General features: G+C 60.8%; 16 protein-coding genes. 7 read left to right on the top strand and 9 right to left on the bottom strand.

Going from position 1 to position 12,564, the window contains the following annotated elements; translation table 11 throughout:
- Positions 1-40 precede the first annotated feature (40 nt).
- Both pth and prmB read left to right on the top strand, forming a co-directional pair.
- Complete coding sequence (gene pth / locus IP76_RS08255) at positions 41-766, top strand: aminoacyl-tRNA hydrolase (protein WP_054157729.1); 726 nt, start codon at positions 41-43, stop codon at positions 764-766.
- Between the two features lie 70 nt (positions 767-836).
- Positions 837-1,754 carry a 50S ribosomal protein L3 N(5)-glutamine methyltransferase gene (gene prmB / locus IP76_RS08260; RefSeq protein ID WP_054157730.1) on the top strand — a complete coding sequence of 306 codons (918 nt, stop codon included), beginning with the start codon at positions 837-839 and terminating at the stop codon, positions 1,752-1,754.
- 15 nt (positions 1,755-1,769) lie between these two features.
- Here prmB and IP76_RS08265 read toward each other — a convergent pair whose 3' ends face one another.
- Together IP76_RS08265 and IP76_RS08270 are read right to left on the bottom strand one after the other, a co-directional pair.
- Complete coding sequence (locus IP76_RS08265; protein WP_054157731.1) at positions 1,770-2,174, bottom strand: hypothetical protein; 405 nt, start codon at positions 2,172-2,174, stop codon at positions 1,770-1,772.
- Positions 2,175-2,234: 60 nt separating this feature from the next.
- A complete protein-coding gene (locus IP76_RS08270) occupies positions 2,235-2,843 on the bottom strand; it encodes a TetR/AcrR family transcriptional regulator (protein WP_054157732.1) in 609 nt (202 codons plus the stop codon).
- Between the two features lie 167 nt (positions 2,844-3,010).
- On the opposite strand from IP76_RS08270, the gene IP76_RS08275 reads away from it, so the two are divergent.
- Positions 3,011-3,415: a RidA family protein gene (locus tag IP76_RS08275; protein ID WP_054157733.1), complete on the top strand. Its 405-nt coding sequence runs from the start codon at positions 3,011-3,013 to the stop codon at positions 3,413-3,415.
- Positions 3,416-3,427: 12 nt separating this feature from the next.
- On the opposite strand, the gene IP76_RS08280 is transcribed toward IP76_RS08275, so the two are convergent.
- Together IP76_RS08280 and clpS are read right to left on the bottom strand one after the other, a co-directional pair.
- Complete coding sequence (locus tag IP76_RS08280; protein WP_054157734.1) at positions 3,428-3,835, bottom strand: hypothetical protein; 408 nt, start codon at positions 3,833-3,835, stop codon at positions 3,428-3,430.
- Between the two features lie 4 nt (positions 3,836-3,839).
- Positions 3,840-4,148 carry an ATP-dependent Clp protease adapter ClpS gene (gene clpS / locus IP76_RS08285; protein ID WP_054157735.1) on the bottom strand — a complete coding sequence of 103 codons (309 nt, stop codon included), beginning with the start codon at positions 4,146-4,148 and terminating at the stop codon, positions 3,840-3,842.
- Between the two features lie 110 nt (positions 4,149-4,258).
- On the opposite strand from clpS, the gene ychF reads away from it, so the two are divergent.
- The 4 genes from ychF to IP76_RS08305 all read left to right on the top strand — a co-directional run bounded on the left by ychF (position 4,259) and on the right by IP76_RS08305 (position 6,904).
- Positions 4,259-5,362, top strand: a complete 1,104-nt coding sequence (ychF, locus tag IP76_RS08290) for a redox-regulated ATPase YchF (protein WP_054157736.1) — start codon at positions 4,259-4,261, stop codon at positions 5,360-5,362.
- Between the two features lie 110 nt (positions 5,363-5,472).
- Complete coding sequence (locus IP76_RS08295; RefSeq protein ID WP_054157737.1) at positions 5,473-5,946, top strand: MaoC family dehydratase; 474 nt, start codon at positions 5,473-5,475, stop codon at positions 5,944-5,946.
- The gene (locus IP76_RS08300; protein WP_054157738.1) at positions 5,943-6,431 is read left to right on the top strand and encodes a MaoC/PaaZ C-terminal domain-containing protein; all 489 of its coding nucleotides are present in this window, start codon (positions 5,943-5,945) and stop codon (positions 6,429-6,431) included. The genes IP76_RS08295 and IP76_RS08300 overlap by 4 nt, the downstream gene beginning before the upstream one ends.
- Complete coding sequence (locus IP76_RS08305) at positions 6,428-6,904, top strand: glutathione peroxidase (protein WP_054157739.1); 477 nt, start codon at positions 6,428-6,430, stop codon at positions 6,902-6,904. Before IP76_RS08300 ends, IP76_RS08305 begins: the two co-directional genes overlap by 4 nt.
- Positions 6,905-6,929: 25 nt before the next feature.
- Here the strand turns inward: IP76_RS08305 and IP76_RS08310 are convergent, their stop codons facing one another.
- The 5 genes from IP76_RS08310 to IP76_RS08330 form a co-directional block, all read right to left on the bottom strand.
- Entirely contained in the window at positions 6,930-7,472 is a 543-nt protein-coding gene (locus IP76_RS08310; protein ID WP_054157740.1) for an adenine phosphoribosyltransferase, read from the bottom strand.
- A 116-nt stretch (positions 7,473-7,588) separates the two neighbouring features.
- Positions 7,589-8,464 carry a cytochrome c1 gene (locus IP76_RS08315; protein WP_054157741.1) on the bottom strand — a complete coding sequence of 292 codons (876 nt, stop codon included), beginning with the start codon at positions 8,462-8,464 and terminating at the stop codon, positions 7,589-7,591.
- Positions 8,465-8,485: 21 nt separating this feature from the next.
- On the bottom strand, positions 8,486-9,754 hold the full coding sequence (locus IP76_RS08320) for a cytochrome b N-terminal domain-containing protein (protein ID WP_054157742.1): 1,269 nt from the start codon (positions 9,752-9,754) through the stop codon (positions 8,486-8,488).
- A 14-nt stretch (positions 9,755-9,768) separates the two neighbouring features.
- On the bottom strand, positions 9,769-10,347 hold the full coding sequence (gene petA / locus IP76_RS08325; protein ID WP_054157802.1) for a ubiquinol-cytochrome c reductase iron-sulfur subunit: 579 nt from the start codon (positions 10,345-10,347) through the stop codon (positions 9,769-9,771).
- A gap of 314 nt (positions 10,348-10,661) precedes the next feature.
- Positions 10,662-12,533: an ABC transporter ATP-binding protein gene (locus IP76_RS08330; RefSeq protein WP_054157743.1), complete on the bottom strand. Its 1,872-nt coding sequence runs from the start codon at positions 12,531-12,533 to the stop codon at positions 10,662-10,664.
- Positions 12,534-12,564 lie beyond the last annotated feature (31 nt).

A 12,564-nucleotide genomic window follows, 5' to 3' on the forward strand; every position in this document is an offset into this window, starting at 1 on the left:
GTGGAAGGACCTGAACGGCGGCGAGCACGGAAAGAACGGTATGATCATCCTCGCAGGTCTCGGAAATCCGGGTCAGCAATACGCAAAGAACCGACACAACATCGGTTTCATGGCCGTGGACGCGATCCAGCGCCGGCATGGATTTTCGCCCTGGACCAAGAAGTTCAAGGCCGAGATCGCCGAAGGCACGCTTGCCGGTGAGAAGGTCATGCTGATCAAGCCGCAGACCTTCATGAACCTATCCGGCGAAAGCGTCGGCGAAGCGATGCGCTTCTACAAGCTCGGCCCCGAGGCGATCGTCGCCATCTATGACGAGCTGGACCTCATGCCCGGCAAGGCCCGCATCAAGACCGGCGGTGGCCATGGCGGGCACAACGGCATCAAATCGCTCGACGCCCATTGCGGACTGAACTACCGGCGGCTCCGCCTCGGAATCGGCCATCCGGGCGACAAGTCGAAGGTGCACAACCATGTCCTCGGCGACTTCGGCAAGCTCGACGCCGAATGGCTGGATCCCCTCCTGGAAGCACTGGCCGACAATGCCGACATGCTGGTCAGGGGGGAAGATTCCCAGCTGATGAACAAGCTGGCCCTGGCAACCGGGGGAAAGACCGAGGACGAGAAACCGGCAAAAGCACAGAAGAGCGCGCCAGCAGGCCAGTCCCATATCCGCCAGGCCCGCAATTTCGCCCAGCCGAAGAAACTTCCAGAGACCGGCCCCATGGCCGAGATGCTGAAGAAGATGTTCGGCCCCAAGGGCGATTGAGACGAGGCACACGCCGGCCTCTCGCCCTGCACTGCATATGAAACACGCGCATTATCGATCAGGACATGCCATGAGCCACGACATTACCACCGACCTCGTCACCCTGCGCGACTACTGGCGCTACGCGATTTCGCGCTTCAACGCCGCCAATCTGAGCTACGGCCATGGCACGCTGAACGCCGTCGATGACGCTGCCTTCCTGGTGCTCGATAGTCTCGACCTCCCGATCGACACGCTGGATCCCTTCCTCGACGCCAGGCTCTTGGCCACAGAGCGCCATCTGCTGGCCGAGCGGATCGAGGCGCGCGTGTCGACCCGCAAGCCGTCCGCCTATCTCACTGGCCGCTCCTATATCCAGGGCATGCGCTTCTTCGTCGACGAACGCGTCATCGTGCCGCGCTCGCATATCGGCGAGATCCTGTTCAACGAATATGGCGACGATTTCGAATCGAGTTTCCTGCCCGATCCCTTCGCTGTCGAAAGCGTCGTCGACATCTGCACCGGCTCCGGTTGCCTCGCCATTCTCGCCACGCGCTTCTTCCCGCTGGCAACGGTTGATGCCGTCGACTTGTCCGAAGATGCGCTGGCCGTTGCCGCAAAGAACCGCGAAGCCCACGGCGTTGAAGACCAGCTTACCCTGCACCAGGGCGACCTGTTCACACCTCTTGCCGGGCGCAAGTTCGATCTCATCATCACCAACCCGCCCTATGTCGACCACGAAGCCATGGACGCCTTCCCGGCCGAATACCGCGCCGAACCCGCCATGGCCCATGACGGCGGCGAAGACGGTCTCAACCTCGTCCGCACCCTCATCGTCGAGGCGCCAAAGCACCTCAACCCCGGCGGCGGCATGCTCTGCGAAATCGGCCGCGGCCGCGACATTCTCGAAGCCGAGTTCCCGGACCTCGATTTCCACTGGGTCGAAACATCGGAAGAAGAAGATGCGGTGTTCTGGATCAGCGCCGAAGCGCTTGGTGTGAAGGGCTGAGCCGGAAGGCCCGGCTCACCACCACGCGAAGGTCTCGACGCGATACCAGAAGAGATCGACGAGTGCCGCCAGGCTACTATCGATGCAGTATGCTGCGATCTTTGCCGCGCCGGGACTTAAGAGAAGGGTCAGGAATCCGCTGAAGGTGCACCAACGGACGGACAGTCCGAGGTTATGCAGGCTGTCGAGCCGGTAATATCCCGCCTCGTCATACTCCGTTCCAAACAGCCGATCCTTCCAGTCGTAACCGTCGCTGATGATCAGATCCATCGTAGGGCGGTCAGACAGGCGGTCCGGCAAGATGTTGAAGACGGCGCGAACGACATGCACAACGACGCCGAAGGCGGCAGACAGCAGAAGTGCCACGGCATAGTGCCATGTCGCGGCCTCCGGCAGACTGTTGAGATCGGGCGTCATCATGCCAGTGTATGCGCCAGAGGTATTCAATTCGTTGACGGGAGGCGGTCTACGCGGACCGTCTTAGGCAGACGATGAACCAACTGGCTTGGCAAGCAGCCCCTCGGCAAGCGCCTGGAATGCCACCTGCGCCCGTGGCAGCACCTCCCAAGGTTTATCGCTGGCCGCAACCCACATGGCCGCGTTCAATGCCGCACCGCTGATGAGCCGCGCCGCAGCTTCGGCATCGACCGGCTTGAGCACAGCTTTCGCCATCAGACCTTCGATCGCGGCGCGGGTAACCTGGAGGCAGGAATTCTGGCTTGGCCATTGCGACGGATCACCGAGCACCGCCGGTCCGTCAAGCAGAACAATCCGCTGCACCTCCGGATCAAGCGCCATCTCGATATAGGCGGCGCCTTCGGCCAGAAGCGCATTCCACCCCTCGCCTGCCGCCGCACCTCGCGCCTTGGCGCGTTCGGCCATCTCGGTATCGATCTGGTCGACGACCGCAGCGAACAGCCCGCGCTTGTCGCCGAAGTTGTGGTAGAGAGCCCCCCGCGTCAGCCCCGCTTCCGCTGTCAGCACATCCATGGAGGCTGCTGCATACCCCCTGTCTGCAAAGGCCTTTCGCGCAGCCGCAATCAGCTTGGCGCGGTTTTCCTCCATGCTTTCCAAACGACTGCGCTTCAAAACACACTCCGAATTTCGCATACACGCCGTATGTCAACTTGACATACGAGCCGTATGCAAATACCCCTACATACGCAACGTATATGAAATTCAAAACCCCTAGCCAAGCGGCATTTTCACCGACCCGACCCTGGGCGGAACGATCCCGCATGCCCGAAAGGAAACTGATGACCCGCCCGCACCCCATCTTCCCCGCAAAACGCCACGCCCTTTACGAAGAGCACGGCTATTCCGCCGCGATGCGATCCGGCGACCTGCTCTTCGTCTCGGGCCAAGTGGGAAGCCGCGATGACGGGACGCCTGAGCCAGACCTAGAATCCCAGGTCCGCCGCGCCTTAGCCAATCTCAAGGCAACACTGGAAGCGGCCGGCTGCGCCTTCGCAGACCTCGTCGACGTCACGAGTTTCCACACCGACCCGGAAAACCAATTCGGCACGATCATGAAGGTCAAGGCGGAGATCTTCCCCGCCCCGCCTTATCCCAACTGGACGGCAATCGGCGTCAACTGGCTCGCAGGCTTCGATTTCGAGATCAAGGTAATCGCGCGCATCCCCGAGACACCGAAAATCTGATGAGAGCCTCGCTCAGTCTTCTTTTACCCGCGCCGATAACGCACCCCTCAGGGTCTCTCCGGCATGCCCATCGAACCAACGGAGCATCTCGCCGACGCCAGCCTCTTCGGCTGCTCCGGACTTGGCTCCACAAAGCTCGGCACAGGCCGCAGCCATAGAAGTCAGGACCCGAGCGGCTTCAGGAACATAGGCGAGATCGTCGGCGGCGGCGTGCCGTGTGCGGATGATGGCGTAGCGCATGGCTTCCGGATAGGTCCATGCGCTCGTCAACACGTCCTGCGCGCTGACGGCCTGGCCGTGGACCACTGTGGTCGCGTCACGATCAGCCTCGCTATACCCTGCGCTCTCGACCTCCTCGCAGAAGTCGATTGCCGCAGTCATCATCTGCCGGACGAGCGCCCAGTCGGTGCGCGTGGTCATGCCTTCACTCCTCCGGTTCTGCCGTGAACAACAGCGGCATGGCTGCCTCCTTGGCCAGGTCCATAGCTTCCGTCACCTTCGTCTCGGCGATCTCCCGCGTGCAGACGACAACCACGGCCGAGCCGAACTTGTGCGCGGTCATCATCACGCGATGGCCGGCATCCTCGCTCATCCGGAACACGACCTTAAGCACGATGGTCACAAAGTCGCGCGGCGTGTAGTCGTCATTGTGCAGGATGACCTTGTACAGCCGTGGTTTTTCAACCTTCGGCCTGGTCACCGTCTTCGGCGTCAGCACGGTATCTCTCGCCATCGAACCTCCTGCAACTTGGCGGCCTTGAAGCCCGCAACACTTGACCATGTCCCTCCTATACCCCATAGGCGTGGGCAACGAAAATCCATCCCGAGCAGGTATATAGAGCCATGGGCTTCAAATGCGGTATCGTCGGGCTGCCGAATGTCGGCAAGTCCACACTCTTCAACGCGCTGACCAAGACGGCGGCAGCCCAGGCAGCCAATTATCCCTTCTGCACGATCGAGCCGAACACCGGTGAAGTGGCCGTTCCCGATCCGCGCATGAAGAAGCTCGCGGACATCGCCGGCTCCAAGGAAATCATTCCGACCCGTATCTCCTTCGTCGACATCGCCGGCCTCGTGCGCGGAGCATCGAAGGGTGAAGGCCTGGGCAACAAGTTCCTCGCCAACATCCGCGAAGTCGATGCCGTGGTCCACGTGCTGCGCTGCTTCGAAGATGACGACATCACGCATGTCGAGGGCAAGATCAATCCGGTCGGCGATGCTGACACGATCGAGACCGAGCTGATGCTCGCCGACCTCGAAAGCCTGGAACGCCGCGTCGAGCAGACCCGCAAGCGCGCCGCCTCCAAGGACAAGGAATCGCTGGCCCAGCTTCCCGTCATGGAAGCGGTCATCAAGCTTCTCAACGAAGGCAAGCCGGCTCGGATCCTGTTGAAGACGCTGGCCGCCGACGAGATCGAAGTGCTGAAGGGCCTGAACCTTCTCACCTCGCATCCGGTCCTTTATGTCTGCAACGTCGCCGAGGGCGACGCTGCAACCGGCAACAAGCACACCGAGGCCGTCGCCAAGATGGCAACGGAACAGGGTGCGGAATGCGTGATCATCTCGGCTGCCATCGAAGCCGAAGTCGCCCAGCTGCCGGAAGAGGAAGCCACCGAATTCCTCTCCGCACTTGGCCTCGATGAAGCCGGCCTCGACCGCCTGATCCGCGCGGGTTACCACCTGCTCGACCTCATCACCTACTTCACGGTCGGCCCGAAGGAATGCCGCGCCTGGACCATTGTCCGCGGGACCAAGGCACCCCAGGCCGCTGGCGTCATCCACACGGATTTCGAACGCGGCTTCATCCGCGCCTTCACCATCGCCTATGACGACTACATCGCCTACAAGGGCGAAGTCGGCGCCAAGGAAGCCGGCAAGGGCCGCGATGAAGGCAAGGAATACGTGGTCAACGATGGAGACGTCATCCACTTCCGCTTCAACACCTGAAGCAAGCGACAAGGCGCCTCCCACGAGGCGCCTTTTTTTCTGTGCCCCAGAGAAAGTTCACCCTTGAACATATCGGGAGATTGCGCAGACTGTCGCAAAGCGAGGTAGACATGACAGCACCCGACAAACTTCACCATGAAGACTTCACGGAAGGCCGGCGCTTCGACCTCGGCCCACGAACCGTGACCGCCGAGGAGATCATTGCCTTCGCCCGCGAGTTCGACCCACAGCCCATGCATCTCTCCGAAGAAGCCGGCAAGGCCAGCATCCTTGGGGGCCTGTCCGCCTCCGGCTGGCACACATCCAGCCTCTTCATGCGCATGATGATTGACGCCTATCTGCTGTCCACGGCCTCCGAAGGGGCACCCGGCATTGATGTCATGCAATGGCGCAAGCCCGTGCTTGCAGGCGACACGCTGTCTGGCCATTCCACCGTCCATGCCGTGCGGCCCATGCGGTCGCGACCGCATCTCGGTATCGCGACTTTCGACCATGAACTGGTCAACCAGCGCGGTGAAACAGTGCTCTCCGCCCGCAACTCGATCATGATCCGCCGACGCGAAACCGGGGAGATACCCGCATGAGGATGCTCGATCTCTATCCCGCAGGCACCAGGCTCGAACTCGGCTCCGTCACCTTCACCGCCGAAGACATCATCCGCTTTGCCGAACAGTTCGATCCGCAGCCCTTCCACATCGATGCCGAGGCGGCAAAGGACTACGTTTTCGGCGCGCTCTGCGCCTCGGGCTGGCACACGTGCGCAAACTGGATGAAAAGCTTCATCGGCTTTATCGGGCGCGAGATGGCGCGCCTGAAATCCGAAGGCATTGCCCCGCCGAAGCTCGGGCCCTCACCAGGCTTTTCCGAACTGCAATGGTTGAAGCCGGTCTATGCCGGCGATACGATCACCTTCTTCATGACGCCGATCGATAGCCGCAGCGTCCAGGGTCGAAACCGATACATTCTCAACTCAGCCGTAAGCGAAGGCATCAACCAGCACGGCGAGCCAGTGCTGCGCTTCAAAAGCAATTTGATCGAATTCTTCCCCGACGAGGAGACCGCAGTATGACCGTCCACGATTTTACCGCCACCACCATCGACGGAAAAGAACGCAGCCTGAAGGACTATGCCGGCAAGGTCCTCCTGATCGTCAATACGGCGAGCGCATGCGGTCTGACACCGCAATATGAGGGCCTGGAGGCGCTGCACGACACCTATACGGATCTCGTCGTACTTGGCTTCCCCTGCAACCAGTTCGGCGCGCAGGAGCCCGGTACCGAGAAGGACATCGCCCTCTTCTGCGAGACACGCTTCGCCGTCACCTTTCCGCTCTTTGCCAAGGTCGAGGTCAACGGCCCCGGTAGCCATCCCCTTTACGCCTATCTGAAGACCGAAACACCGGGCGCAGATCGCGGCGAAGAGATCAGCTGGAATTTCGCAAAATTCCTCATCGGCCGCGACGGCAAGCCGATTGCGCGTTACACGCCGCGCACAGCCCCTGCCGAAATCGAAGCCGACATCATCAAAGCGCTCGAAGGCTGAACCGTCAGCGCCACGACCGAGGGGCTTAATGCCCCTCGAATTCCACGAGCGTGCGAACCTCGACGCCGAGCGCCTCGAGCTTCTTGCGGCCACCGAGTTCCGGCAGGTCGATGACAAAGCAGGCCGAGACGACATCGGCCCCGATCTGGCGCAGAAGCTGCACGGCGCCGACCGCCGTACCACCGGTCGCGATCAGATCATCCACCAGGATCACCTTCTCGCCGGGCTTCACGGCATCCATGTGAATTTCCATTTCGTCCACGCCATATTCCAGGCTGTAGGCGATCCGCACCGTCTCATGTGGCAGCTTGCCCTTCTTGCGGATCGGCACGAAGCCAGCCGAAAGCTGGTGCGCGACGGCGCCACCAAGAATGAAGCCGCGCGCTTCCATCCCGGCGATCTTGTCGACCTTCAGCCCGACATAAGGCTGCACCAGCTCGTCCACCGCGCGGCGAAACGACCGCGCATCGCCAAGCAGCGTGGTGATGTCGCGAAAGATGATGCCCGGCTTCGGATAGTCGGGAATAGAGCGGATAGAGTGGGAGAGTTCGTCAGCGATCTTGGCCATGGGACATCCGGATTGGGACGGAAAGGAATGTGGCGGGACCTTACCAAGAATGGCCTTGGCCCCCAATAAAAAAGGCGGCCCGAAGGCCGCCTTCTCGATGAACGTGATCCGATGGATCAGTGTTCCTTGTTTGCGTAGACCGACTTCTTCGTCAGATAGACCAGCGCAGTGAAGATCGCGAGGAAGATCATGACCATGAAGCCCATGCGCTTGCGGTCTTCCAGATGCGGCTCGGCGGCCCACATCAGGAACGCGGCAACGTCGCGCGAATACTGGTCGAGCGTTTCCGGCGAACCGTCATCATAGGTCACCTGACCGTCCGAGAGCGGCGGCGCCATGGCAAGTGCAGCGGCGCTGACGAAGTACGGGTTGAAATGCGTACCTTCAGCAACGGTCACACCTTCCGGCGGTTCCTTGTAACCCGTAAGCAGAGCGTGGATGTAATCCGGGCCGCCCTGCTGGTACTGGGTGAAGATGTCGAAGACGAACTGCGGGAAGCCACGGGTCACACCACGGGCCTTCGCGATCAACGAAAAATCCGGAGGTGCGGCACCATTGTTGGCGGCCGCCGCGGCTTCCTTGTTCGGGAATGGCGACGGGAAGTAGTCAGACGGAACCGCCTTGCGGGTGAACATTTCACCGTCAGCATTCGGGCCGTCCTGCACTTCGTAATTCGCCGCGAATGCCTTTACCTGCGCTTCCGAATAGCCGAGATCTTCCAGCGTGCGGAAGGCAACGAGCTTCATCGAGTGACAGGCCGAGCAAACCTCGGTGTAGACCTTGAGGCCGCGCTGCAGCTGGCCCTTGTCGTATTTGCCGAACGGACCGGCGAAGGACCAATCCATTTCTTCAGGCTTCAGGATCGGATAGTGCCCGACCTTCGCCGCATGTTCTACGGCGTGGGCGAGATCGCCTTCCTCTGCGGCAACCGCTACGCCGGAGAATCCGGCGAGGGCTGCGATCAGCGCGATGCTCGTGACAAGCTTCTTCATTGTTATCTTCCTCTCACGTGCTCAGGCTTGGGCAGAGGCGGACTTGCCGCTCTTTTCGAGAACCGCTTCGGTGATCGAATTCGGGATGCGCCGCGGCGTCTCGAACAGACCGAGCAACGGCATGATCACGAGGAAGAAGCCGAAGTAGTAGGCAGTACCGGCCTGCGACAGGATGACGTAGATGCCTTCCGCCGGCATGGCACCGAGCCAGCCGAGAATGATCGAGTTGACCACGAACAGCCAGAAGAACAGCTTGTACCAGGGGCGATACACAGCGGAGCGAACCTTCGACGTGTCGAGCCAGGGCAGGAAGAACAGGACGATGATCGCACCGAACATCACCAGAACGCCACCGAGCTTGGAGTCGATCGGGCCGACATTGAAGGTGATCGCACGCAGCATGGCGTAGAACGGCAGGAAGTACCATTCCGGAACGATGTGGGCAGGCGTCTTCAGCGAGTCAGCCGGGATGTAGTTGTCCGGGTGACCGAGGTAGTTCGGCATGTAGAAGACGAACCAGGCGAAGACCAGAAGGAAGACCGACAGGCCGAGCGCATCCTTGAGGGTTGCGTAAGGCGTGAACGGAACGGTGTCCGTCTTCGACTTGACTTCAACGCCGGTCGGATTGGTCTGACCGGTCACATGCAGCGCCCAGACGTGCAGGATGACAACGCCGGCGATCATGAACGGCAGCAGGTAATGCAGCGCGAAGAAGCGGTTCAGCGTCGGATTGTCGACGGCAAAGCCACCGAGCAGGAACTGCTGGATCCATTCACCCACTGCCGGGAAGGCCGTGAAGAAGCCGGTGATAACAGTTGCACCCCAGAAGGACATCTGGCCCCAGGGCAGAACATAGCCCATGAACGCGGTTGCCATCATCAGGAGGAAGATCACAACGCCGAGGATCCAGAGGATTTCGCGGGGCGCCTTGTAGGAGCCGTAGTAGAGACCGCGGGCGATGTGAAGGTAAACGGCGATGAAGAAGAACGAGGCGCCGTTGGCATGCATGTAGCGGAGCAGCCAACCATTGTTGACGTCGCGCATGATCTTCTCGACCGAGTTGAACGCAACGGTCGTTTCGGCTGCATAGTGCATGGCCAGCACGACGCCGGTCAGGATCTGAACGATCAGCATCACCGAAAGCATGCCACCGAAAGTGTAGGCATAGTTCAGGTTGCGCGGAACGGGATACGCAACAAAGCTGTCATACATCAGGCGCGGCAGAGGCAGGCGCGCATCGATCCACTTCTCGACGCCAGTGGACGGCTGGTAACTGGAATGGCCACTCATCTTGTTTTGTCCCCTCAGCCGATCGTGATCACAGTGTCGGTCGTGAATGCGAAGTTCGGCACCGGCAGGTTGGCAGGCGCCGGGCCCTTACGAATACGGCCAGCCGTATCGTAGTGCGAGCCGTGGCAAGGACAGAACCAGCCACCGAAATCACCCGCCTGACCGAGCGGCACGCAACCGAGATGGGTGCAGGAACCGATCATGACGATCCAGTTTTCCTTGCCTTCGCCGGCCGAGCGAGCGAGGTCCGTTGCCTCTGCAGTCGCATCGATATTGGCATTGCGCGCAACCGGATCCTTCAGATCGGAAAGAGCGACGGCTTTCGCCTCCTCGACTTCCTTGTCGGTGCGGTTGCGGATGAAGACAGGCTTGCCGCGCCATTTGACGGTCAGCGACATGCCCGGCTCAAGCGCCGAAACGTCGACCTCGATCGAGGCGAGCGCGAGCGTCGAGGCATCCGGACGCATCTGATCGATGAAAGGCCAGGCGACGGAAGCCGCACCGACCACACCGGCCATACCGGTCACCATATAGAGAAAATCGCGGCGCGTAGGCTCGCCCGCGTGTTCGGTAGTCTTCTCGTGTTCGCTCACGGTCACTTTTTCCTCTTCGCAATCCTGCGACAAACCGCATTTGCCCCCGCAGCGGGAATCACAATTGGGCCACTCTGCAGCCATGGATTCCCCGCCAGATTGGCGCGTTCTAAGCCCGATATTCGGTTCTGTCCAGTCTCAGACCGACACGGAGCGCTTATGTCGCGGAATAAATTGGGACAATCGCCATGCGGTCAATTGCCGCGCATTCTGGCGGCATCGTTTCCGCGATAGACGCCTTTCCCGCCACCATCTGCCCGCCTATCGAGCAATGGCCATTTTGACCATGCTTGCCAGGCCTTGAAGACCTGGCGTCAGGACATCGTCTCGGCGCTTGCCGTGTCGAGGAATCCACCGGATTGACGTGCCCAAAGCTCGGAATAGAGCCCGCCGAGCTCGACAAGCTCCCGATGCGTTCCCTGCTCGATGATGCGGCCTTTGTCCATGACGACAAGCCGATCGAGGGCAGCGATCGTCGACAGCCGGTGAGCAATGGCAAGCACGGTCTTGCCTTGCATCAGCCGGTCGAGGTTGGACTGGATCGCAGCTTCGACTTCGCTGTCGAGCGCGGACGTCGCCTCGTCCAGCACCAGAATCGGGGCATCCTTCAGCATGACGCGAGCAATCGCGATGCGCTGCCGCTGACCACCGGACAGCTTCACGCCGCGCTCTCCGACATGGGCGTCGAAACCTTTGCGCCCGCGCTGATCTTCCAGCTTCTGAATGAAATCCAGGGCCTCGGCCCGGTCCGCCGCCCTCAAGAGCTGCTCTTCACTCGCATCCTCGCGACCAAACACGATGTTGTCCCGGATGGAGCGATGCAGCAGCGCCGTATCCTGCGTCACCATTCCGATCTGCGAGCGCAGGCTTTCCTGGGTAACAGTCGAAATATCCTGTCCGTCGATCAGGATCCGGCCTGCCTCGACGTCGTAGAAACGCAGGAGCAGATTGACCAGCGTCGATTTTCCCGCCCCCGACCGGCCGACGATCCCGACCTTTTCGCCTGGCCGGATCTTGAGCGTCAAATGGTCGATCGCGCCGGACTTGCGGCCGTAGTGGAAGCTGACATTGTCGAAGCTGATCTCCGGCGATTTCACCTCCAGGACCGACGCATCCGGCTTGTCGACAAGATCGATCGGCCGCGCGACCAGCTCGGCGGAGTTCTGGATCGTGCCGATATTGCGCATGATACCGTTCAACTGCGTCATCATTCGACCGAGCAGCATGTTGAGGCGCAGCACCAATCCGAGGGTGAAGGCAACCCCGCCGGCGGTGACCGCGCCCGAGAACCACAGCTCGACCGATAGCAGCGCCACCATCAGAATCATGACGCCAGACAGGATGGCAAGCGAGGATCGAACACCGGTCAAAAGCCGCGCAAACGGCCGTAGCGTGTCTTGAAACCGGTCAAAGCCGCTCCGGATATAGTGATCATTCTGCCGCTCATGGCCGAAGAGCTTCAGCGTCTGAATGTTGGAATAGCTGTCCACCAGCCGGCCATTCAGCATCGAAGCAGCTTCCGCCGTCTCCCGTGCATGCCGGCGGATCTTCGGCACGAAATAGCGCGCCAGGATCAAAAAGATCCCCACCCATACGGCGATGATCGCAGCCAGTCGCCAGTCGAGCTGGGCCACCAGCGCCATGGTCGATACGGTATAGATCACCATGAACCAGACGACCTGCAGCAGCGACGTCAGAAGGTCACCGGTCGATTGCCCAGCGGACCACACCTTGGTCACGATACGCCCGGCAAAATCATTCTGGAAGAAGGAGAGCGATTGGCGCGCCACATGCGCATGCGCCTGCCAGCGCACGAGGTTGAAGAAGTTCAGGACGATCACCTGCTCCTCGACCAGCGCACCAACGGTGACGACGATGAAACGACCGATCAGCACGATCAGTGCCATCGCCAGCAATTCCCCGCCATGCGCTGCAATCAACCCGTCCCAGCCCGCGGCCTTCGGCACGGTGTCGAGCACGTCGACCAGCCGCCCGACGAACCAGAACAGGCCGGCTTCCAGCATGGCGACGGCACCGCCAAACAGCGCCATTAGCAGGAATGCCATCTTGGCCTGGCGAACATAGAACCAGACAAAGGCCCAGGTCTTTTCCGGCGGACGCAAATTGTCCGAACGAGAGAAAGGGTCGATCCAGTTTTCGAAGAGGCGGGCAACGGATTGAAACATGAAACGCGATATAGGCGTTTTCAACGCGGTG

The sequence above is a fragment of the Rhizobium sp. AAP43 genome (assembly GCF_001296045.1).
Classification (GTDB): domain Bacteria; phylum Pseudomonadota; class Alphaproteobacteria; order Rhizobiales; family Rhizobiaceae; genus Allorhizobium.

Bases quoted from the DNA above. Each gene is read 5' to 3' on its own strand.
- IP76_RS08275 (WP_054157733.1), top strand. From the start codon at position 3,011: ATGACCCGCCCGCACCCCATCTTCCCCGCAAAACGCCACGCCCTTTAC.
- clpS (WP_054157735.1), bottom strand. From the start codon at position 4,148: ATGGCGAGAGATACCGTGCTGACGCCGAAGACGGTGACCAGGCCGAAG.
- IP76_RS08315 (WP_054157741.1), bottom strand. From the start codon at position 8,464: ATGAAGAAGCTTGTCACGAGCATCGCGCTGATCGCAGCCCTCGCCGGA.
- IP76_RS08300 (WP_054157738.1), top strand. From the start codon at position 5,943: ATGAGGATGCTCGATCTCTATCCCGCAGGCACCAGGCTCGAACTCGGC.
- IP76_RS08330 (WP_054157743.1), bottom strand. From the start codon at position 12,533: ATGTTTCAATCCGTTGCCCGCCTCTTCGAAAACTGGATCGACCCTTTC.
- IP76_RS08295 (WP_054157737.1), top strand. From the start codon at position 5,473: ATGACAGCACCCGACAAACTTCACCATGAAGACTTCACGGAAGGCCGG.
- pth (WP_054157729.1), top strand. From the start codon at position 41: ATGATCATCCTCGCAGGTCTCGGAAATCCGGGTCAGCAATACGCAAAG.
- IP76_RS08265 (WP_054157731.1), bottom strand. From the start codon at position 2,174: ATGATGACGCCCGATCTCAACAGTCTGCCGGAGGCCGCGACATGGCAC.
- ychF (WP_054157736.1), top strand. From the start codon at position 4,259: ATGGGCTTCAAATGCGGTATCGTCGGGCTGCCGAATGTCGGCAAGTCC.
- IP76_RS08280 (WP_054157734.1), bottom strand. From the start codon at position 3,835: ATGACCACGCGCACCGACTGGGCGCTCGTCCGGCAGATGATGACTGCG.
- IP76_RS08310 (WP_054157740.1), bottom strand. From the start codon at position 7,472: ATGGCCAAGATCGCTGACGAACTCTCCCACTCTATCCGCTCTATTCCC.
- prmB (WP_054157730.1), top strand. From the start codon at position 837: ATGAGCCACGACATTACCACCGACCTCGTCACCCTGCGCGACTACTGG.
- IP76_RS08305 (WP_054157739.1), top strand. From the start codon at position 6,428: ATGACCGTCCACGATTTTACCGCCACCACCATCGACGGAAAAGAACGC.
- IP76_RS08320 (WP_054157742.1), bottom strand. From the start codon at position 9,754: ATGAGTGGCCATTCCAGTTACCAGCCGTCCACTGGCGTCGAGAAGTGG.